22 protein-coding genes are annotated in these 20,412 nt (G+C 36.4%); 13 read left to right on the forward strand and 9 right to left on the reverse strand.

Translation table 11 applies throughout. From position 1 onward, the window contains the following. Position 1 precedes the first annotated feature (1 nt). Together AB1278_RS11095 and AB1278_RS11100 are read right to left on the reverse strand one after the other, a co-directional pair. Positions 2–1,048, reverse strand: a complete 1,047-nt coding sequence (locus AB1278_RS11095; RefSeq protein ID WP_343643514.1) for an HlyD family secretion protein — start codon at positions 1,046–1,048, stop codon at positions 2–4. 5 nt (positions 1,049–1,053) lie between these two features. Then, positions 1,054–2,388 carry a TolC family protein gene (locus AB1278_RS11100; RefSeq protein WP_429814307.1) on the reverse strand — a complete coding sequence of 445 codons (1,335 nt, stop codon included), beginning with the start codon at positions 2,386–2,388 and terminating at the stop codon, positions 1,054–1,056. Between the two features lie 136 nt (positions 2,389–2,524). Between AB1278_RS11100 and AB1278_RS11105 the strand changes: the two genes are divergently transcribed. Beyond that, positions 2,525–3,328, forward strand: coding sequence for a helix-turn-helix domain-containing protein (locus tag AB1278_RS11105; protein WP_202840707.1), 804 nt, complete (start codon positions 2,525–2,527; stop codon positions 3,326–3,328). Between the two features lie 279 nt (positions 3,329–3,607). Here AB1278_RS11105 and rplI read toward each other — a convergent pair whose 3' ends face one another. The 6 genes from rplI to AB1278_RS11135 form a co-directional block, all read right to left on the reverse strand. Further along, entirely contained in the window at positions 3,608–4,105 is a 498-nt protein-coding gene (rplI, locus tag AB1278_RS11110; RefSeq protein ID WP_047429787.1) for a 50S ribosomal protein L9, read from the reverse strand. A 110-nt stretch (positions 4,106–4,215) separates the two neighbouring features. Further along, the gene (gene rpsR / locus AB1278_RS11115; protein WP_002979091.1) at positions 4,216–4,518 is read right to left on the reverse strand and encodes a 30S ribosomal protein S18; all 303 of its coding nucleotides are present in this window, start codon (positions 4,516–4,518) and stop codon (positions 4,216–4,218) included. 32 nt (positions 4,519–4,550) lie between these two features. Continuing rightward, a complete protein-coding gene (gene rpsF, locus AB1278_RS11120; protein ID WP_034695444.1) occupies positions 4,551–4,892 on the reverse strand; it encodes a 30S ribosomal protein S6 in 342 nt (113 codons plus the stop codon). Between the two features lie 102 nt (positions 4,893–4,994). Further along, a complete protein-coding gene (locus AB1278_RS11125; protein WP_411413086.1) occupies positions 4,995–6,380 on the reverse strand; it encodes a chloride channel protein in 1,386 nt (461 codons plus the stop codon). Positions 6,381–6,675: 295 nt separating this feature from the next. After that, positions 6,676–7,983: a dihydrolipoamide acetyltransferase family protein gene (locus AB1278_RS11130; RefSeq protein ID WP_343643519.1), complete on the reverse strand. Its 1,308-nt coding sequence runs from the start codon at positions 7,981–7,983 to the stop codon at positions 6,676–6,678. Between the two features lie 63 nt (positions 7,984–8,046). Then, complete coding sequence (locus AB1278_RS11135) at positions 8,047–8,874, reverse strand: SAM hydrolase/SAM-dependent halogenase family protein (RefSeq protein ID WP_062675025.1); 828 nt, start codon at positions 8,872–8,874, stop codon at positions 8,047–8,049. Between the two features lie 133 nt (positions 8,875–9,007). Between AB1278_RS11135 and AB1278_RS11140 the strand changes: the two genes are divergently transcribed. From AB1278_RS11140 to AB1278_RS11160, 5 genes are all read left to right on the forward strand, one after another. Beyond that, entirely contained in the window at positions 9,008–9,967 is a 960-nt protein-coding gene (locus AB1278_RS11140; RefSeq protein WP_202840703.1) for a PhoH family protein, read from the forward strand. Positions 9,968–10,083: 116 nt separating this feature from the next. Continuing rightward, positions 10,084–10,746: a porin family protein gene (locus AB1278_RS11145; protein WP_429814312.1), complete on the forward strand. Its 663-nt coding sequence runs from the start codon at positions 10,084–10,086 to the stop codon at positions 10,744–10,746. Between the two features lie 132 nt (positions 10,747–10,878). Then, positions 10,879–11,376 carry a hypothetical protein gene (locus AB1278_RS11150; protein WP_110010275.1) on the forward strand — a complete coding sequence of 166 codons (498 nt, stop codon included), beginning with the start codon at positions 10,879–10,881 and terminating at the stop codon, positions 11,374–11,376. A 459-nt stretch (positions 11,377–11,835) separates the two neighbouring features. After that, positions 11,836–12,492 carry an outer membrane beta-barrel protein gene (locus tag AB1278_RS11155; protein WP_110010274.1) on the forward strand — a complete coding sequence of 219 codons (657 nt, stop codon included), beginning with the start codon at positions 11,836–11,838 and terminating at the stop codon, positions 12,490–12,492. Between the two features lie 84 nt (positions 12,493–12,576). Beyond that, positions 12,577–13,239, forward strand: a complete 663-nt coding sequence (locus AB1278_RS11160; protein WP_110010273.1) for an OmpW family outer membrane protein — start codon at positions 12,577–12,579, stop codon at positions 13,237–13,239. Positions 13,240–13,319: 80 nt separating this feature from the next. Here the strand turns inward: AB1278_RS11160 and ffh are convergent, their stop codons facing one another. Next, positions 13,320–14,681, reverse strand: coding sequence for a signal recognition particle protein (ffh, locus tag AB1278_RS11165; RefSeq protein WP_110010272.1), 1,362 nt, complete (start codon positions 14,679–14,681; stop codon positions 13,320–13,322). Between the two features lie 176 nt (positions 14,682–14,857). Here ffh and AB1278_RS11170 point away from each other — a divergent pair, with 176 nt between their 5' ends. From AB1278_RS11170 to atpG, 7 genes are all read left to right on the forward strand, one after another. Next, complete coding sequence (locus AB1278_RS11170) at positions 14,858–15,229, forward strand: hypothetical protein (RefSeq protein ID WP_041461471.1); 372 nt, start codon at positions 14,858–14,860, stop codon at positions 15,227–15,229. 59 nt (positions 15,230–15,288) lie between these two features. Then, the gene (gene atpB / locus AB1278_RS11175; RefSeq protein ID WP_110010270.1) at positions 15,289–16,386 is read left to right on the forward strand and encodes a F0F1 ATP synthase subunit A; all 1,098 of its coding nucleotides are present in this window, start codon (positions 15,289–15,291) and stop codon (positions 16,384–16,386) included. Positions 16,387–16,433: 47 nt separating this feature from the next. Further along, positions 16,434–16,628: an ATP synthase F0 subunit C gene (gene atpE / locus AB1278_RS11180; protein WP_002979108.1), complete on the forward strand. Its 195-nt coding sequence runs from the start codon at positions 16,434–16,436 to the stop codon at positions 16,626–16,628. 83 nt (positions 16,629–16,711) lie between these two features. Continuing rightward, complete coding sequence (locus tag AB1278_RS11185; RefSeq protein ID WP_047429825.1) at positions 16,712–17,209, forward strand: F0F1 ATP synthase subunit B; 498 nt, start codon at positions 16,712–16,714, stop codon at positions 17,207–17,209. A 2-nt stretch (positions 17,210–17,211) separates the two neighbouring features. After that, positions 17,212–17,751 carry an ATP synthase F1 subunit delta gene (gene atpH, locus AB1278_RS11190; RefSeq protein WP_002979112.1) on the forward strand — a complete coding sequence of 180 codons (540 nt, stop codon included), beginning with the start codon at positions 17,212–17,214 and terminating at the stop codon, positions 17,749–17,751. Positions 17,752–17,767: 16 nt separating this feature from the next. After that, positions 17,768–19,345, forward strand: a complete 1,578-nt coding sequence (gene atpA / locus AB1278_RS11195; RefSeq protein WP_110010268.1) for a F0F1 ATP synthase subunit alpha — start codon at positions 17,768–17,770, stop codon at positions 19,343–19,345. Positions 19,346–19,421: 76 nt separating this feature from the next. Continuing rightward, a complete protein-coding gene (atpG, locus tag AB1278_RS11200) occupies positions 19,422–20,285 on the forward strand; it encodes an ATP synthase F1 subunit gamma (RefSeq protein ID WP_110010267.1) in 864 nt (287 codons plus the stop codon). Positions 20,286–20,412 lie beyond the last annotated feature (127 nt).

A 20,412-nucleotide genomic window follows, 5' to 3' on the forward strand; every position in this document is an offset into this window, starting at 1 on the left:
CTTAAATCTTCTTCGCGCTCACCAGAACATTCATTCCGGAAAGCAGCTTTTCATTGTTTTTGTTATTATCCAGAATAATTTTTACAGGAAATCTTTGTTCTATTTTCACAAAATTTCCGGTGGCATTATCCGGTTTTACCAAAGAAAACTGAGAACCTGATGCAGGAGAAACGGAAAGAATTTTCCCTTTAAACTCAACATCGGGATAAGCATCCGCAGTAATAATTACTTCCTTGCTCTGATCAATCTGCCCAAGCTGTGTTTCTTTGTAATTGGCAATGATCCATTTCTCTTTGCTGACAATCTGTACCAAGGCCTGGCCTTCTTTAATCAATTGCCCTTCCTGAATGGTCTTCTTTCCGACCCATCCGTCATAAGGAGCCATAATTACGGTATAAGAAAGATAAAGCTTCGCATTGTTAAGACTGGCAGAACTCTGCTGGATCTGGCTTTTTACAGGGGCAACTTTCGTTTGTTGTTCGTTCGCTCCTGCTTTTACGGCATTTTTTTGCTGTTCCAATGCTAAAAGATTGGCTTTTGATTGTTCATAAGAAGCTTTTACATTCTCAAATTCCTGTTCGGTAGCAGCATCTTCTGCCAAAAGGTTTTTATATCTTTTAAAATCCTGTTCCGTTCTCCAGATATCAATTTTTGCAGAGGCAATTTTAGCATCAATAATCTTTGTATCACTTTCTTTGGTGCTGACACCGCTTTCAATAGTGCTGATGGTTGCTGTATTGGCATGAAGATTCGCTTCAGCTATGTGTACCTGATTCACAAACTCTCTGTTGTCGATGACAATTAAAGTGTCGCCTTTATGTACAAACTGATTTTCGTTAAACCGTATCGTTTTGATGAAACCTGATACCTTGCTGGATACAGGCGTAATATATTGCTCGATCTGTGCATCATTGGTTGTCACATTCTTTCTCGAAAAAAGATAAAAACTGATCATTCCCGTGATTCCGCTGATGATTAGAATCCAGGCCAGTAAAGTAATGGACTTGTTGATTCTTTTTTCCTTTTGTGTCAGTTGTTTCTGTGCCATAGTTTTTATAAGTTTCCAATCGTATATTGGAGTTGGTAGTATTTAAGTTGTCTGTTGATTTTAACGGAAATAAGATTAGATTCAGCTTCCAGATAAGCATTGTCTGCGTCTATCAGTTCTGTGATAAGACTTAGCTTATTGGCATATTTTGTTCTTACAATGCGGTAGTTTTCCTTAGCCTGTTTAATCGCTTCTTCAGCAATTTTTACCTTCTGGTCTGTCTCTTCAAACTTTTTATAAGCCTCATAAACATTGTGTCTTACATTTTCCTCGTTTTCTTCAATCTGAAGTTTGGCAAGATCAATATTTTCCCGTGCTTCCTGCATTCTGTATTTATTTTTGTACAGATTTTCGATAGGATAGGTAAGGTTTACGCCTATCATTCCCAAACGATACGCATAAGGTTCCGGAGGGAAAAACATCATGTTCGGATACTTTAAAAAATATTCTCCGCCAGCGGTAATTTTGGGTAAATAATTCGCTTTGGTAATCTTTTGATCCAGTTCCTTAAGAGAAAGATTCTTATGGGTGATTTCAACAGATTCATTCTTGTTTAAAGCTGTTTCTGTAAACTCATCAATATACGGAATGGCAGCATTGTCCGAAATAAGATCTTCTGTATTGACGTGCATTTCCTGATTTTCCGGAAGCGAAAGAATTGTTTTCAGTTTGTGCTCTGCAATCTGAATATCGTTATCCAGTTCCGTCCAGCTCATTTTATGATTGGAAAGTTGTAAAGAAGTTCTTAAGACTTCATTGACCGTTACAACACCATTAGCTTTCAATGCTTTTACCTGCTTGATATTGACGGAATCTTCCTTCATTTTATCATTAATAAGACTCTGCTGCTCTTTTAAATGATGGATCTGTAGAAAAGCCGTAATGATGGTCATTTTATGCTGTCTCTCATCGAGATGGGTTTTTAAAGCAGAAATTTCAGTGTCAATAGCCGCTTTCCTTTCTGTATTTTTGATTTTCCCTCCCATATAAACCGGGATCGATGCTGATAATGTAAAATCATACATTCCATTGATTACATCATACTTGGTGGCTTTATTAAATACACCATTCTGATGCTGGAAAAGGTTGGTTACCTGATTATAGCTTGTATGAAATTCAATGTCCGGGAGTTTCTCCATCTTGAGATCTTTCTCTTTGGTCACGGACATTTCCTGTTTCAGATGACTGATCTGTATGTTTTTGTTGTTTTTCAAACCAATCTCTACAGCTTGCTGTAGGCCGAGATGCTGGTAATCGATCATCTGTGAATGTAAAAAACTGCTCAATAATAAGCACAACGCAATGCACATATACCGGCATGCGTTCAATATGATATTCATAAATTAATTAAAGGATTTTTGCTAAAATGATTTTGATGCAGCAAAGTTACGATGAGATGCTACAGACCCTATTTGTGAAAACAGAAAAATATTTGCTCATTTACGCCAATTTAAAAATTCTTCTTACCTTTAGAGTATGAACGACAGCCATTTTAAAGCGGTAGAAGAAGATGATGCCGAATTTTACATCTATCATGTGCTCACAGGAAATGTTACCACAGAGATTCATTATCACAGTTCAGCACAATTAGTCTATGCAGAAGGCGGTATTGTGCATGTTTTCACGGATCAGAAACACTGGTATCTTCCTGCCAGATGCTTTATGTGGATTCCTGCCGGTACACCGCATTATATTTTTTCAACCAGCCCCAAGGTTGATTTGTATAACTTTTATTTTAAGAAAGAAGAAAATGAAAGTGGCTTTTTTGATGAAATCAATATTTATTCTGTCAATAATCTCCTTCGTGAGATGATTTTCTTTACTAAAGACTGGGATGGGAAAATCACAAAAAATGATACCTCAAAATATTATTTTCTCAAAGCTCTTAAAGGAGTTTTACAGGAAAAGAAACATAAACATCTGGCATTTCCGATACAGCATCCTTTTCCAAAAGATGAAACATTGCTGAAGATTGCAAGATATATTCATGCTAACCTTGAGAAACCCCTCACGATTGAATCTACGGCAAAAGAATTCGGAATGAGTACAAGAACCCTTTCCAGGAAATTTAAAGAGATTCTGGGCATGAATTACGTTCGCTTTCTGAGAGCGTTGCGAATTACCCGTTCCCTTGAACTGATGCTGGAAGGAAAGTACAATATGTATGAGATTGCCATGATGGTAGGGTACAACAGCCTCTCGTCTTTCAGTAATATCTTCAAAAAGGTAATCGGAATGGCTCCTACGGAGTATCAGCATAAATTGAGAGGGGATAAGTAGTGAGTTGGAGGGTTTGAGGGTTTGAGGGTTTGAGAGTTTGAGATTCGGGTTACGGGGTGCGAGGTAAGGGTTTATAGTGTGGAAAAAGATTTTCCTACCTGTTCTTACTACAGGGTTGTTAAAAAGATAATTTAGCGAATAATAACAGTTAAGATTTCCTATATTCCCCTTCCTTGAAGGGGTGGATTTTTGCAAAGCAAAAAGACGGGGTAGTTCAATAAAAAAACCACCTCAATAAATTGAAGTGGTCTTGTATTGTGAGAAATTCTCAGTTGCTTATTAAGCTTCTTCAGTTTTAGCTTCTTCTTTTTTAGGAGCTGCTTCCACTGGAGCATCAGATACGATATCAAACTCGTAGTTGTACTCAACATTTCTGTGAAGTCTGATAAGAGCTGCGAATTTACCAGTTCTCTTGATCGTGTTACCAGGAATCTTGATGTATTTTTTCTCTACAGAAACACCAGCTTTTTCTAAAGCAGCAGATAAATCAGCATTGTTGATAGATCCGAATAATTTGTCACCAGCACCTACTTTTGCAGGGATCGTGATAGAAGTTTTCTTCAATTGCTCAACTACAGCGTTAGCAGCAGCGATTAATTTAGCTTCTTCTTCTTTTCTAGCTTCTAATGTAGCTTCTAAAGCAGCTTTGTTTTTAGGTGTAGCTAAAAGAGCAATTCCTTGAGGAATTAAGAAGTTTCTAGCATAACCTGGCTTTACGTTTACTGTATCAAACTCAAGTCCTAAGTTTTCTACGTCTTTTTTTAGGATAATTTCCATTGTTGTTGTCCTTTTTTAGATTTTAGGTTGTATCTAAAATCAAGTTAGAATTAATGATGTATTCAGCAACAAAAGAAGAGGAAAAACCTCTTCTCTTATTTATTTTTGTCTTATTTCAATAAGTCAGCTACGTATGGTAGTAATGCAAGGTGTCTTGCTCTTTTGATAGCAGCAGAAACTTTTCTTTGGTATTTTAAAGAAGTTCCGGTGTATCTTCTTGGTAAAATTTTACCTTGCTCGTTTACAAACTGTAATAAGAAATCAGCATCTTTGTAATCAACATGCTTAATTCCGTATTTTTTGAATCTACAATATTTCTTTTCAGATTTTGTATTGATATCAAGCGGAGTAAGGAATTTTACTTCTGATTCTCCTCCTGCTGAGGCTTGTTTAGCCATTTCATCTATTGCCATGTCTTGTCTTTTTTAAAAAATAGGGTTAATAATTAAGCTTTAGCTGCTTTTACTTTAGCTCTTCTTGTTACAGCGTACTCTACAGCGTGCTTGTCAAGTTTTGTAGTAAGGTAACGGATTACTCTTTCGTCACGCTTAAATGCTAATTCTAAATCAGCAACTACAGTACCTTCTCCTTTAAATTCGATTAAAGTATAGAACCCATTCTTTTTCAATTGAATCGGGTAAGCTAATTTTTTTAATCCCCAGTTTTCTTTAGCAACGATTTCGCAGTTCTTTTCTTTGATTAGATCTACATACTTGTTCACTGCTTCCTCTACCTGTGCCTCAGATAGAACGGGAGTTAAAATGAAAACAGTTTCGTAATTGTTCATAATGTTAAATGAATTTGTTAATTATTTCGAGGTGCAAAAGTAGAAAATATATTTCTTATATGCAAGAGGAGCGGTGAAATAGTTAATGTTTCGTGAGAATATTTATTCACCTTTGCTATAGGTTCCCGGATTCTGTTCATCCCGGTCTCTTATTTCTGTCAGGAAATTCACCTTCAAAACATCATATAAAGAATGTCTGCTTACCAGGATGGAAGCAATAGAAGAAACCATTCCTGCAAGCATAAGGTGGAATATCAATGAATGTCTGTCTGTCATTTCCAGCACGATAATCGCTGAAGTAAACGGGGCTCTTGTAATTCCGGTAAGGAAAGCAACCATTCCGCCCAGAATCACCACATTGGTTTCGTTGGGTGTTAAATGAATAATTCCTGAAATAACAGAACCTATACTTGCTCCCGCAGTAAGAGCCGGAGCAAAAATTCCGCCGGCACCTCCGGAAGTAAAGGAAAGGGCAGGCCCCAGCATTCTCAGAATGGGAACATACCAGTCTTCATGTTTATCTTTAGTAAAAAGGACACGCTCCATAATTTCTTTTCCTGATCCCAGAACTTCTCTGTTGATGAAATAAGCGATGGAAGCGATAATTAAGGCACAAATGATCAGAAAAACTATATTGGCTTTATCTGTTTTCAGTTTTTTCTTCTTCCAGCTATTGATTTTAAGCATGGTAACAGCTAGCTGGCTAGCCATAATGCCGGCAGCAACAGCAACCAGTATAATAGGAAACATCACCATTAAGGAAACGTCATTGGTTTTTGGATATCCTAAATATAAATAAGATCCTGCCAATGTTTGCGCAGTAAGCCCTGCAATAATTACCGCAGTAAATAAGGCCGTTTTAAAATAATTAATATGAGTTTTTGACAGCTCTTCCACAGCGAAAACAATTCCTCCCAACGGAGTATTGAACGCTGCTGCAAGTCCTGCTGCCGCTCCTGTCATAATCATATTTTTTTTGGAAATCTTTGGCCACCATTCGGGAAGGTATTCATTCACTTTTCTGAAAACAGAGCCGGCAATCTGAATGGTAGGTCCTTCACGTCCTACAGCACCTCCTCCGATGACCAGAATAACGGAGGAAAGGATTTTGAAAAATATAATCTTAATACTTAAAAGATTCCGGATTTTCCTATGTTCTTTCGGATTGGCCAGTTCTACAGCCGCCATCACCTGAGGAATCCCGCTTCCTTTGGCATTCGGCGCAAATTCTTTCACCAGCCACCAGGAAAGTACAAATCCAACAGGTGCAATAATAAAGATCATCCATGCGTGCCAGTCGAAAATGAAATTCATCAGATGTTCGCCCCATGCAAATACCTGTGCGTACATCACAGCAAAAAAGCCTGTAATTACAGATCCTATCCAAAAGGGAATGGCCTGAAGCAGATTATGCTTCAGCTGTTCGTTCCGGATATTATCGAAGGAATTTTTGAGGGATCTTTTTATGAGGACGAAAATTTTCAGCATTTGTCAGTTTAGAGATGTAAAAATACGTGATCTTCTATAATGAGTATCTATTTCAAATAATATTTGTTTTAAAATTAATACTAATACCTTAAACTTCCAAAAAATATTTAAGTGTTAAATTATCAAATTAATAAATAAAAATTGTTTTTATTGAATTTTTATTGTTTGTTTTGTTTGGTTTTTAATCTTATGAGTTTTTATGAGTCTAATTAATAAAAACAAAAAAAACCTCCGATTACATCGAAGGTTTAGTATTTAAAATCAGCAAAAATTACTTATTACTGATTCTCATTACTTATATTTCTGTGTTCAGATCCCAGTTTTCCAGGTAGTCGTGAACGTGCTTCAGCATCATTCCTCCCAGAGAACCGTCTACCACTCTGTGGTCATAAGAGTGAGACATGAACATTAAGTTTCTGATTGCGATTACGTCTCCGTCAGCTGTTTCAAGAACTGCAGGCTTCTTAACGATCGCTCCGATGGCTAAAATAGCTACCTGAGGCTGAGGAATAATCGGTGTTCCCATAAGGTTTCCGAAACTTCCTACGTTAGAAATTGTATACGTAGCCCCTTGAGTATCTTCTGGTCTCAATTTCTTGTTTCTTGCTCTGTAAGCTAAATCGTTGATTGCTTTTGCAAGACCTGAAAGAGATAACTGATCAGCATTTTTGATAACAGGAACGATAAGGTTTCCGTCCGGAAGGGCAGTCGCCATACCGATGTTGATGTTTTTCTTTTTGATGATGTTTTCACCATTTACTGAAACATTGATCATCGGGAAATCCTGGATTGCCTTCACTACCGCTTTTACGAAAATAGGCATGAAAGTCAGTTTTTCACCTTCACGTTTTTCGAATACAGCTTTGTTTTTATTTCTCCATTTTACCACGTTGGTAACGTCAGTTTCAATGAAAGAAGTAACGTGTGGGGCAATTTGTTTTGCTTTCACCATGTTTTCAGCGATGATTTTTCTCATTCTGTCCATTGGAATGATCTCATCACCTGCACTTACCGGAATAGTAGCTGCCGGAGCTGATACTGCCGGTTGTGGAGCAGAAGCTGTCTGTACCGGAGCGGCCTGCTGAGCTGGCTGGCTTCCTCTGTTGGCAACATAAGCTAATATATCTTCTTTGGTAATTCTTCCTTCCAAACCGCTTCCTTTGATAGATTTCAGTTCAGTTTCAGAAATTTTTTCCTGTTGTGCGATAGATTTTACAAGTGGAGACAGATAAAGATCTCCTGAGAATTCTACGTTTGAAACAGCTACTGTTTGCAATGGCTCTTCAATCGCTTTTAAAGTTTCAGCATCCGGAGCAGCCGTTGGAGTTTCAGTTTTTACTTCTTCTGAAGCTGTACCTTCTCCTTCAATTTCTAAAATAGCAATGGCTTCACCTACTTTTGCAACTTCATCTTTTTGCTTTAAAATTTTTACAATTTTCCCCGAAACTGGTGTCGGTACGTCTGAATCTACTTTATCTGTTGCAATTTCTACTACGGAGTCATCCTCCTTTACGTTATCACCTTCATTGAATAACCAAGTGATAATTGTCGCTTCCATAACACCTTCTCCCATGGAAGGAAGCAATAATTTGTATTCTGCCATTTTTGATTTTTAGATTTTGACAAATATATAAAAAAAATCGGTTTTTTTAAGAAATATATAATCTTAGCTGAATTCGATATAAATATTTTCTCCCACATTCAGTCCAAACAGGCTTTTAGCACCGTTTTTCTTGCTTCCTTTGTAGATGGTAAGCTCCAATAGCTGACTATCATTGAAGATCGCTGCAGACTGTCCGTGGAATTCGGTCTCCCTTTTCCAGTCTGAAACAACTTCTGTATGGCTGGAAAATATTCTTGAAAGGCTTAAATTTCTGAATTTTATGGTAAAACTGTTGTAACCTTTACTGATGTTCTCAAAAAAATCTTTATTGATATTTGATATTATATTTCCGAAATTATCAATATAGGTCACTTCACCAATAATCATCCCTTCCGATTCATTATAAACCGCCCGCGGGAACATCAGCTGTTTTGCTGTGCTGATTTTTCTTCCTATCACTTCAGGAAGTCCGCCATTGGCAAGATGCACTGCTGCAGGAACAAAAATGTCCGTAGAAGTAAAGTTGATAACGTCGTCAAAACGATTGTTCAGCGTAAGTTCGTAGATGGCTTCCGGTTTTATATCAAAAAATATAAGGCTCAAAAGGCCGTTGTCTGCCGCCAGGAAGTAAGATCCGTCTGCTTTATAGAGGATATTCTTTCTTGATTTGCTGTAAAAACTGTCTACAGAAAGAATGTGAATGCTTCCTTTGGGAAAATATTTATAAGCATTTCTTACAATATATGAAGTCTGTATAAGATTGAATGCCTGGATTTCGTGGGTGATATCAATAATATTAACCTCAGGGTTTAGAGACAGAATTTTGCCTTTCACAGCAGCAACTCTGTAATCTAAATTTCCGAAATCCGAAGTAAGGGTAATAATTGACATGAGCAATTTATAGAATAGTGTAGTATTGCAAAGTTATTTAAAATAAAAAGAAAGCCCGAAAGATTGTTGAAAAGAATTTGATATAAATTTGAAAAAAAGCTTTAATTTTAAAATCTAAAAATAAAAATACTGCATGTTTGAATTAACATATGATTTGGAAGATATCGATGCGAAAATCTTCTATGGAGTTAATAACCAATATTTCAACTTAATAAAATCAAGCTTTCCAACCATTAAAATTACAGGAAGAGATCATTTTATCTTTGCCATGGGAAATCAGGAAGCTTTAGACATACTGAAACAAAAACTGGATGATATTGTCAGTTTTATCTCCAAAAACAATTCAATAGGACTGAAAGATGTTGAAAATATATTGAATATTAAAGACGAAAACGAGAAACAACTGGTATTCGACCAGGATATTATCGTAAAAGGAGTCAACGGCAAAGTAATTAAGGCAAAGACGACCAATCTTAAAAAGCTGGTAAAAGAAACAGAGAAAAAGGACATGGTTTTCGCCATTGGACCTGCAGGGACAGGAAAAACATATACCAGTGTTGCGTTGGCAGCAAGAGCTTTGAGAGATAAAGAAGTAAAAAGAATTATCCTGACCAGACCGGCTGTAGAAGCAGGAGAGAGTCTGGGATTTCTTCCTGGTGACCTTAAAGAAAAGCTGGATCCGTATTTACAACCTTTGTATGATGCGCTTCGTGATATGATTCCCCATGAGAAACTGGAAGGTTTCATGGAGAAGAAAGTGATTGAAGTAGCACCATTGGCCTTCATGAGAGGGCGTACACTGGATGATGCTTTTGTGATTTTGGATGAAGCACAGAACACCACTCATGCTCAGATGAAAATGTTTCTTACCAGAATGGGAATGAATGCCAAGTTCATTATCACGGGAGATCCAAGTCAGATTGACCTTCCGAAAAACCAGCAGTCCGGACTGAAAGAGGCCATGAGAATTTTAAATGGAGTAAAAGAAATAGGATTTGTGCACCTTACAGAAGAAGATGTGGTAAGACACCCGGTGGTAAGAAAGATTATCCTTGCTTATAACGAAGAAGAGAAAAGACTAAGAAACGACTAGTAAAATGAGTAAAAGTTTCTGTTAACCTTTTATTAACCTTAAATTAGTTGGTTAAAATTTGTTAATTTGAAAAAAATAGTTAGTTTTGCACACCTTAAATGTAAAACTAACTAAACATGAAAAAACTTTTACTTGTTGCAGCAGTCGCTGCTATAGGAATTTGTGCCAACGCACAGGAATTTCGATTTGGTCCAAAAGCCGGTTTCGCAATGTCTACTATTAAACTAGACGATAAGCAAGATGATCTTGACGGAAGAAAAATGTCTCCTAAATATACTTTCTATATTGGTGGAATGGCTGAGTACAAATTCAATGATAACTTTGCAGTTCAGGGAGAAGTTTTGTATTCACCACTTGGAGCCAAGGAGAAAATTGATGGAGTAAATGCTGGAGGAATGTATTTTGGTGAATCAACTAAAGTAACTTTTGGAACTCTTTTGGTTCCTGTTTCTGCAAAATACTTTATTACAGAAGGGTTCTCTGTAGCTGCAGGTCTTAACGTAGGAATTATCCTTACTGCTAAACAAAAGACTGTAATAGGTTCAGATTTCCTTGACGTAGAAATGGAAGGAGATACCGGTGATGTAGATATTAAAAAAGATATCAAGTCTTTAAATCTTGCCCCTTTCTTAGGGGTTGAATATATGCTGGAAAACGGACTTTTCTTTGATGCAAGATACAGCTTAGGAGTATCCAACCTATCCAATGACAACAGCGGAGGTACTGTAAAGAATAGTTTTGCTCAGGTAGGTGTAGGTTTCAAATTCGGAGGAAATTAATTCTGAAAAATTTACTTTTAAATGATAATAAAAGCAGGACAAATTTTGTCCTGCTTTTCTGTTATAAGACAATTTTATTCTAATGATGAAAATAATTAGTATTTTTGCAGGGTAAAATTTAAACTTAAAAAAATGAAAAAACTACTATTACTAGGTGCTTTTGCACTTTTAGGAGGTGTTGCTCAGGCACAGGAAGGTTTTAAATTGGGTGGACATATTGGTGTTCCTGTATCTGATGCAAGTGATGTATCTTCATTTACATTAGGAGTGGATGCAGCTTATATGTGGAATATTGCCAAAGGTTTCGACCTTGGGGTAACAACAGGATATTCTCATTTCTTTGGAAAAGATAACTTTGATGATTTCGGATTCGTTCCTGTAGCTGTTTCCGGGAAATATAAATTTAAAGGAGCTCCTGTTTTTGTAGGATTAGACCTTGGATATGGTATTTCTACAAAGGATGGGGTAGATGGAGGTTTCTATGCACAGCCTAAATTTGGATACCAGATGTCCAAAGGAGAGTTGTATATCGGATATCAGTCTATCAGTAACACACGTGATTATGGTTGGTACAAACATAATTGGAACGTAGGAGCTGTAAACTTAGGATTTAATTTCTTTTTGAAATAAGAAAAAGCAATTGCATATGAGAACTCCGGCCGAAGGCCGGAGTTTTTTGATTATATTATATATAGACTGTGCAGATTTTTTATCAGAACTTTTGTTATAAAGGGGCTGTGACAACCAGAAAAAAGAAAAAAAATCTCAAATAATAAACATTTGTTTAAATTTTAAGAGTTAATGGCTTTACAATAAGCAGATTAAGTTAATAGGTTTTAGCATTTTACCAGAATTTATGGGCTTTTGCTAAAAAATACAAAATTTAAAAAACTAAATATATTCAGCTCTTGTTGAAAAAAAGTAATTTTTTTATTCATAAAATTGTGAAAAACTTAATAACATCTCTTAACTAGGATTTATTTTTATAAAACCCTATATTTTAGTAATGATATTAATCACATTAACAAATTTTAATATTACTGGGGACCACTGTAAATTTGCCCTCAGAAAGTATTAAAATTTTTTACAATGAAAAAAATATTATTAGCGGGTGCTGTTGCACTTTTTGGTTTATCAAACGCTCAGATTGCTAAAGGAACTACATATTTATCAGGATCTGTTGGTTATTCTCAAGAAGAAACTAACAACGGTAACATTAAAAAAGAAAACTTCAACGTATTACCTACAGTTGGATATTTCGTAAACACTAACCTAGCAATCGGTCTAGGAGTTGGTTACCAAACTGAAAAGAACACTGTAACTACTACAGCAACTTTACCAAACACTACAATCGTAAATGACAAAGTAACTAAAACTCCAGCTTTTGTTGTTGCTCCATTCGTAAGAAAATACTGGACTTTATCTGACAAGTTATATTTCTTCGGACAATTAGCAGTGCCTATGCAGTTTGGAAAAACTGAAACTGAAGACAACACTGTAACTACTACTGGAAATACAGTTGTTACAAACTCTACTTCTACTGAAGCTAAATACACTAAAATCGGTGTTACTGTGAAGCCAGGTTTAGATTATTTCTTAAACAAAAACTGGTCTATCGAAGCTACTATCGGTGAGTTCGGTTATAGCAACTACAAGCCAAAAGATGGTGATGCTACAAACAACTACAACTTCGGATTGAATTTATCTTCTGTAACTTTCGGAGTTAAATATGTATTTGCAAAATAATAAACAAAGCATATAGCAATAGGGCCCTGAGATTTTCTCGGGGTTTTTTTGTATTTTTGGAAACATTTTTTTTATATAATAACCATGAAAAAACTATTATTAGCAGGTGCAGTGGCACTTTTCGGGCTTTCTAATGCTCAAATGACTAAAGGGGACTGGGTGATCAGTGGGAACACCGGGATGGGTTTTAACAACACTACAACTACGGTAAAAGTAGGAGGAAACTCTGTTGACGGACCTAAAGTAAACTCATTTTCAATTACACCTTCTGTAGGGTATTTTGTTATTGATAAATTAGCAGTTGGTATCGACTTAGGGTACTTTAATACTACTACTAAATATCAAGGTGTTAAATCTACAAATTCTACGTTCTCTGTAATGCCTACAGCTACTTATTATTTTACCAATTCCAGCAAGCTTGTGCCGTTTTTAGGGGCAGGTATTGGATATGCATCCAATAAGACGAAATATTCTTTTTATAATAGTAATATCAATAATGAAGGGGTTGATCCTTTATTAATGCAGGATACAGAGAATACTACGGACGGTTTGGCGTGGGGAGTAAAAGGAGGGGTAACTTATATGGCGACTCAGTCTTTAGGAATCAATTTGGGTATTTCCTATGATCAGTTTTCAAATAAAGAAACTATTATGAATACTGATGTTAAAACGAATATTAAAACTTTCGGGGTTAACGTTGGTTTCTCTTATTTTATCAAAGGAAAGGCTCAGAAATCTGATAAATAATCAGCTTATTTAAAGATAAGAAAAACAAAAATCCGACTCTAATTTTGAGTCGGATTTTATATTTTGAATATGTTCTTTTGTTATTTTCCAAACATTCCACCCATTCCAGGCATATTCGGCATTTTACTCATCATCTGCATCATTTGCTTTCCCTGAGGGCCCTGCATCATCTTCATCATTTTACCCATCTGATCAAACTGCTTCATCAATTGATTCACATCTTCAATTTTTCTTCCTGCTCCTTTAGCAATTCTGGCTTTTCTCTGAGTATTGATGATAGAAGGTCTTCTTCTTTCTTCAGGTGTCATAGAATAGATGATGGCTTCAATGTGTTTGAATGCATCATCACTGATTTCTACGTCTTTGATCGCTTTTCCAACTCCAGGAATCATTCCCATCAAATCCTTCATATTACCCATCTTCTTGATCTGGTTGATTTGCTTAAGGAAATCATCAAAACCAAACTCGTTTTTAGCAATTTTTTTGTGAAGTTTTTTAGCTTCTTCCTCATCAAACTGCTCCTGAGCCCTTTCTACTAAGGAAACTACGTCTCCCATTCCCAGGATTCTGTCCGCCATTCTTTCCGGATAGAAAAGATCTAATGCTTCCATCTTTTCTCCTGTAGAGATGAACTTGATTGGTTTTTCAACAACAGAACGGATCGTTAAAGCAGCTCCACCACGAGTATCACCATCTAATTTCGTTAATACAACACCGTCAAAGTTTAAGGCATCGTTGAATGCTTTTGCTGTATTTACAGCATCCTGACCAGTCATTGAGTCAACTACGAAAAGAGTCTCCTGCGGTTTGATGAAATAATGTACGGATTTGATCTCGTTCATCATCTGCTCATCAATAGCTAGACGACCTGCTGTATCCACGATCACAACATCATGACCGTTTGATTTTGCGAAATTGATCGCGTTTTCAGCAATGGTAGATGGATTGGTAGCGCCTTCTTCAGTATAAACAGGAACTTTGATCTGTCCTCCCAATACTTTCAGCTGGTCAATCGCAGCAGGACGGTAAACGTCACATGCTACCAATAATGGTTTTTTATTTCTTTTTGTCTGTAAATAATTAGCAAGCTTTCCAGAGAAAGTGGTTTTACCAGATCCCTGAAGACCGGCAATAAGGATTACAGTAGGTTTTCCTGAAAGATTGATTCCTTCCTGAGAACCTCCCATCAGGTCTACCAGTTCATCATGAACAATTTTCGTCATCAGCTGTCCCGGAGTAAGGGAAGTAAGAACGTTTTCTCCTAATGCTTTATCCTGAACTCTCTTTGTAAGATCTTTCGCAACTTTATAGTTAACGTCGGCATCTACCAATGCTCTACGGATCTCTTTTACGGTTTCCGCCACATTGATTTCAGTAATTTTTCCTCTACCAGAAATATTGTGTAATGCCTTGTCTAATTTATCCTGTAAACTATTAAACATATTTATTGTAAATTATAGGTTTGCAAAAATAAGGAATTTTTAGGATATCCAAAGTGTTTGAACACGTAATATTATATATACACGTAATATTATTACAAAGAAGAAAAATGATAAATATCAAATCATAGTATAATACGATAGAAAAAGTCTATTTTTGCGATCAATTAAAATATAGAATGAAAATTAATCCCAATATTCTTGTTGTCGTTTTATTCTTTCTGACCTTCCTGGTGCATTTTTCCCTATGGAAATTTGTTTTTCACCTGGATGAGATAGTGATCATTAAATTTTACCTTTTTCTAAGTGTCATGTTTATGATGATGATCACTCTTATTATCTTAATCAATAGAGTAGCACCGGAATTTTTAGGATTGTCTGTTATTGGTTTGATCCTTTTAAAATTCGGTTTAATGTACTTAATCAGAAAAAAACTGAACTTTGAAGTGATTCCAGGCTACAAATTCCATTTTATCATGCCTTATTTTGTCCTGACAGCACTGCTTACGTACTATGCAATCAAGCTTATTAATCATGATAAAAAACAGTAAAATTATTTATTGAAACTAGAAAAAATATCATATTTTTGCACAACGAAAAAAACCTATCAATGTTTAAGAAATTCGCAGTTTTATTCTACAGTATTTTTGTATTAAACTTAGTGTCTGCACAGCACGGAGAGGCTGCTGCTGGGGCAGCTCCTGCTCAAGAGCTTTCAGAGAAAGACAAAGTAAGCAAAGAAAACAAAGAGTTCATCGATCATCACTTATTGGATGCACATGATTTCACATTGATGGTTGATAAAGAAGGTCACCACATCGGTTTTCCTCTTCCTGTTATTATTTATGATAACGGTTTCCACTCTTTTATGAGTAACAAAGAAGGGTTCATGCATGGGGAGCCTACTGAAGTAGATGGTTCTTTTTATGTATTGCACCACGAGAAAATCTATAAGACTGATGCTGCTGGAACTTTAACACTTGGTGAAGACGGTCATCCTACCAATGTAAAGCCTTTAGATCTTTCTATTACAAAAAGTGTATTGATTATTTTATTAGTGTCAATCTTTATGTTTGTATTGTTTGTTGGAATGGCTAAATCTTATAAGAAGTCAGTAGTTCCTACAGGAGCAGCAAGATTCTTAGAGCCATTAATTATCTTTGTAAGAGACGAAGTTGCTATTCCTAATATCGGGCACAAGTATAAGAGATTCATGGGTTATTTATTAACAGTGTTCTTCTTTATTCTTTTCCTTAACGTTCTTGGATTAATGCCTTTTGGAATCAATGTTACAGGTAATATTACAATGACATTCTTCTTAGCTATCCTTACATATCTGATTACGACATTCTCAGCGAACAAAGATTACTGGAAACATATCTTCTGGATGCCAGGGGTGCCAGTTCCAATGAAACTGATCATGCTTCCAATCGAATTATTAGGAACAATCACTAAACCATTCGCTTTGATGATCCGACTTTTCGCCAACATGACTGCAGGACACATCGTAGTAATGAGTTTGATCGGGCTGATCTATGTATTTAAGAATTTTATCGCAGGTGTTGCATTCCCTTTCCTTACATTGGTGATTTATTTACTTGAAGTATTGGTAGCATTCCTACAGGCTTATATCTTTACAATGTTATCAGCACTGTTTATCGGAATGGCAGTAGAAGAGCACGAACACGAACATCATGCAGCTCACTAATTGAAATTATAAATTAAAGTAAAACAAATTTTTTAAAATTATATATTATGGAAATCCCTAAAATTGTAGGTGCTGGTATCGTAGTACTAGGTGTAGGTATCGGTCTTGGTAAAATCGGAGCTGCTGCTCTTGAAGCTATCGCTAGACAACCTGAGCAATCTGGAAAAATCCAAACAGCTATGCTTATCGCAGCTGCACTTGTAGAAGGTGTTGCGTTTGCTGCTCTATTCGCAGTAAACTAATTAAATTCAAACCATTATCTGTGACGGTTGGTTACAGATAGTGGTTCTTTAAAAAAAGTAATAATTATTTATACATTTATATAATGGAATTAATTCATCAGTTTTCATCAGGACTATTTATTATCCAGTCTGTTATTTTTCTAGCACTATTATTTTTGTTAGGTAAATTCGCTTGGAAGCCTATTTTAAATTCTATCAATGACAGAGAAACATCTATTGTTGACGCTCTTAATCAAGCTAAATTAGCTAGAAAAGAAATGGAAACTTTAAAAGAGGATAACGAAAGAATCATTCGTGAAGCTAAAATCGAAAGAGATGCGATCCTTAAAGAAGCCAGAGAAATTAAAGACAGAATCGTAGGGGAAGCTAAAGATGCTGCTAAAGCTGAAGGAGACAAAATGATCGAAGCTGCTAAACAGACTATCAACGCTGAGAAAAATGCTGCAATGGCAGACATCAAAACTCAAATTGGTACTTTATCTGTAAACATTGCCGAGTCTATCTTGAAGCAAAAGCTAGATAACAGCGAAGCTCAAAACGAATTAGTTCAAAATTATTTAAACAAATCAAACCTTAACTAAGAATGCTTACATCTAAAGTAGCTAAAAGATACGCACAAGGTTTACTTGACTTCACCAACGAAGCTGGGCAAACGGCTACTGTATTTTCAGAAATGAAAGATGTAGTAAAGGTAATGGCTGAATCTAAAGATTTAAACAAGTTTTTCCTTACTCCTTACATCGATTCTAAAAAGAAAATAGAAGTAGCAAACGAAATATTCAAAGGTTTATCTGTTTCTTCTCAAAACCTGATCAGATTGGTTATTAAGCACGGACGTGAAAACCAATTGAAAAATATTGCTCAGGAATTTATCAACAAAGTAGAAGACCTTAGTGGTGTACAAAGAGTAACGCTTACTACGGCAACTCCGCTTTCAAAAGAGAACCTTGACCAGATTTTAAGATCTACAAATCTTGTAAATGCTGATTCAAACTTTGATCTGAAAGTAAATGTTAAGCCTGAAATTCTTGGAGGATATATTCTGAGAGTAGGTGACCAGCAGGTAGATGCGTCTGTGAAGACAAAACTGAACCAAGTTAAAAAAGATTTCCAATTAAATTAAGAAAAACAACCATACAATGGCAGAAATAAATCCGGCAGAAGTATCTGCGATCTTAAAACAGCAATTGGCCAACTTCGATACTCAATCCAACGTTGAGGAAGTAGGTACAGTTTTAACCATCGGTGATGGTATTGCTCGTGTATACGGGTTAGAAAACGTACAATACGGAGAGTTGGTGAAATTTTCTAGTGATGTAGAAGGTATTGTACTTAACCTTGAAGAAGACAACGTGGGTGTTGCTCTACTTGGTGAAAGTAAATTAGTAAAAGAAGGTGATACAGTAAGAAGAACAAACAGAATCTCTTCTATCAAAGTAGGAGAAGGTATGTTAGGAAGAGTAGTAGATACTCTTGGTAACCCAATCGATGGTAAAGGTCCTATTACTGGGGATTTATACGAAATGCCATTGGAAAGAAAGGCTCCTGGAGTTATCTTCAGACAGCCGGTAACTGAGCCTTTACAGTCTGGTATCGTTGCAATTGATGCGATGATTCCTGTAGGAAGAGGGCAAAGAGAGCTTATCATTGGTGACAGACAAACAGGTAAAACTACTGTTGCTATCGATACGATCATCAACCAAAAAGAATTCTTTGATGCTGGTCAGCCAGTATATTGTATATATGTTGCTATCGGTCAGAAAGCTTCTACTGTAGCACAAATCGTTAAAACGCTTTCTGATAAAGGAGCTTTAGCTTATACGGTAATCGTTGCAGCTAACGCATCAGATCCAGTTCCAATGCAGGTGTATTCTGCAATGGCAGGAGCTTCTATCGGTGAGTTCTTCAGAGACACTGGTAGACCGGCGCTTATCGTTTATGATGATTTATCTAAACAAGCTGTTGCTTACCGTGAGCTTTCTCTACTATTGAGAAGACCACCGGGCCGTGAAGCTTACCCTGGAGACGTTTTCTACCTTCACTCAAGACTATTGGAAAGAGCTGCAAAAGTAATCGCTGATGATAACATTGCTAAGCAAATGAATGATTTGCCGGAGTCTCTTAAGCCAATTGTAAAAGGTGGTGGTTCATTAACAGCCCTTCCGATTATCGAAACTCAGGCTGGTGACGTTTCTGCGTATATCCCTACAAACGTAATCTCTATTACAGACGGACAGATCTTCTTGGAGTCTGATCTATTCAACTCAGGGGTTCGTCCTGCAATCAACGTAGGTATCTCTGTATCAAGGGTAGGAGGTAACGCTCAGATCAAATCAATGAAAAAGGTATCTGGTACATTGAAACTTGACCAGGCTCAGTATAAAGAATTGGAAGCGTTTGCTAAGTTCGGTTCTGACCTTGACGCTTCTACTTTAGCAGTAATTTCTAAAGGAGAAAGAAACGTAGAAATCCTTAAGCAGCCGGTAAATGCACCACTTCCTGTAGAAAGTCAGGTAGCTATCGTATATGCCGGAACAGAAAACTTAATGAGAAACGTTCCATTGAACAAGATTAAAGAATTCCAACACGAATACATCGAGTTCCTTAGATCTAAGCACCCGGATACAATGGCTGCTATCAAAGCTGGAAAAATCGATAACGATATTACAGGTGTTCTTAAGCAGGCAGCTAACGATTTAGCTTCTAAATACAACTAAAAAATTCAATGTTTAAGGTTTGAAATATAGCGTTTTAAACCTTAAACTTTAGACCTTAAACTTTGAACCCAAATTAATGGCAAACTTAAAAGAAATACGAGGCAGAATTACGTCAATTTCATCTACGATGCAGATTACACGTGCTATGAAGATGGTTTCCGCAGCGAAACTTAAAAAAGCACAGGATGCAATCGTGATGTTAAGACCTTATTCTGAAAAATTACAGGAGCTTATCCAGAATGTAAATTCTAGCTCTGATCCTGATCAGATTTCTGTATATGCTCAGAAAAGAGAGGTTAAAAGAGTACTATTCATCGCTGTTACTTCAAACAGAGGTCTTGCGGGAGCTTTTAACTCTTCTATCGTAAAAGAGCTTAACCTTCAGTTTCAGAACAACGCTCAGTACGAGATTGAAGTTCTTCCTGTAGGTAAAAAAGTATATGATGCTGTGAGAAAAAGCCGTAAGGTATATACTAATGGAAGTACTGTATATGATAATCTGAACTTTGATGCAGTTGCTCATATCACTGAAGGGGTAATGACAAGCTTCAGAGAAGGTAAATTTGACGAAGTTTATGTTATCTATAACAAATTCGTTAATGCTGCTACTCAGGAAGTTACTACAGAACAGCTTCTTCCTATCTCAATGCCGGAAAATACTGAGCCGCAGGTTGAAACGGATTATATCTTTGAACCTAACAGAGCTGAAATCCTAGATAACCTGATTCCAAAGTCTATCAAAACTCAGGTTTTCAAAGCGATCTTAGATTCAGTAGCATCTGAGCACGGAGCGAGAATGACTGCAATGCATAAAGCAACAGACAATGCTCAGGCTTTAAAGAATGATCTTGTGATCTTCTACAACAAAGCAAGACAGGCTGCAATTACCAACGAAATCCTGGAAATTGTTTCCGGAGCAGAAGCTTTGAAAAATTCATAAAGAATTATTTTACTATACCATAAAAGCACCGAATTTATCGGTGCTTTTATGTTTGTGGAAGGCTGAAACGGATATTTACCGCTTAAAAATATCGTTTCTGTTGAAAAACGAGTCGTTGTTCCAATTA

Source organism: Chryseobacterium sp. NRRL B-14798 (genome assembly GCF_050470705.1).
Taxonomy (GTDB): Bacteria; Bacteroidota; Bacteroidia; order Flavobacteriales; family Weeksellaceae; genus Chryseobacterium; species Chryseobacterium cupriresistens.

Bases quoted from the DNA above. Each gene is read 5' to 3' on its own strand.
- AB1278_RS11135 (WP_062675025.1), bottom strand. From the start codon at position 8,874: ATGTCAATTATTACCCTTACTTCGGATTTCGGAAATTTAGATTACAGA.
- AB1278_RS11125 (WP_411413086.1), bottom strand. From the start codon at position 6,380: ATGCTGAAAATTTTCGTCCTCATAAAAAGATCCCTCAAAAATTCCTTC.
- atpB (WP_110010270.1), top strand. From the start codon at position 15,289: ATGTTTAAGAAATTCGCAGTTTTATTCTACAGTATTTTTGTATTAAAC.
- AB1278_RS11145 (WP_429814312.1), top strand. From the start codon at position 10,084: ATGAAAAAACTTTTACTTGTTGCAGCAGTCGCTGCTATAGGAATTTGT.
- atpG (WP_110010267.1), top strand. From the start codon at position 19,422: ATGGCAAACTTAAAAGAAATACGAGGCAGAATTACGTCAATTTCATCT.
- atpH (WP_002979112.1), top strand. From the start codon at position 17,212: ATGCTTACATCTAAAGTAGCTAAAAGATACGCACAAGGTTTACTTGAC.
- rpsR (WP_002979091.1), bottom strand. From the start codon at position 4,518: ATGGCAATAGATGAAATGGCTAAACAAGCCTCAGCAGGAGGAGAATCA.
- ffh (WP_110010272.1), bottom strand. From the start codon at position 14,681: ATGTTTAATAGTTTACAGGATAAATTAGACAAGGCATTACACAATATT.
- AB1278_RS11170 (WP_041461471.1), top strand. From the start codon at position 14,858: ATGAAAATTAATCCCAATATTCTTGTTGTCGTTTTATTCTTTCTGACC.
- AB1278_RS11150 (WP_110010275.1), top strand. From the start codon at position 10,879: ATGAAAAAACTACTATTACTAGGTGCTTTTGCACTTTTAGGAGGTGTT.
- rplI (WP_047429787.1), bottom strand. From the start codon at position 4,105: ATGGAAATTATCCTAAAAAAAGACGTAGAAAACTTAGGACTTGAGTTT.
- AB1278_RS11095 (WP_343643514.1), bottom strand. From the start codon at position 1,048: ATGGCACAGAAACAACTGACACAAAAGGAAAAAAGAATCAACAAGTCC.
- rpsF (WP_034695444.1), bottom strand. From the start codon at position 4,892: ATGAACAATTACGAAACTGTTTTCATTTTAACTCCCGTTCTATCTGAG.
- AB1278_RS11140 (WP_202840703.1), top strand. From the start codon at position 9,008: ATGTTTGAATTAACATATGATTTGGAAGATATCGATGCGAAAATCTTC.
- AB1278_RS11100 (WP_429814307.1), bottom strand. From the start codon at position 2,388: ATGAATATCATATTGAACGCATGCCGGTATATGTGCATTGCGTTGTGC.
- AB1278_RS11185 (WP_047429825.1), top strand. From the start codon at position 16,712: ATGGAATTAATTCATCAGTTTTCATCAGGACTATTTATTATCCAGTCT.
- atpA (WP_110010268.1), top strand. From the start codon at position 17,768: ATGGCAGAAATAAATCCGGCAGAAGTATCTGCGATCTTAAAACAGCAA.
- AB1278_RS11155 (WP_110010274.1), top strand. From the start codon at position 11,836: ATGAAAAAAATATTATTAGCGGGTGCTGTTGCACTTTTTGGTTTATCA.
- atpE (WP_002979108.1), top strand. From the start codon at position 16,434: ATGGAAATCCCTAAAATTGTAGGTGCTGGTATCGTAGTACTAGGTGTA.
- AB1278_RS11130 (WP_343643519.1), bottom strand. From the start codon at position 7,983: ATGGCAGAATACAAATTATTGCTTCCTTCCATGGGAGAAGGTGTTATG.
- AB1278_RS11105 (WP_202840707.1), top strand. From the start codon at position 2,525: ATGAACGACAGCCATTTTAAAGCGGTAGAAGAAGATGATGCCGAATTT.
- AB1278_RS11160 (WP_110010273.1), top strand. From the start codon at position 12,577: ATGAAAAAACTATTATTAGCAGGTGCAGTGGCACTTTTCGGGCTTTCT.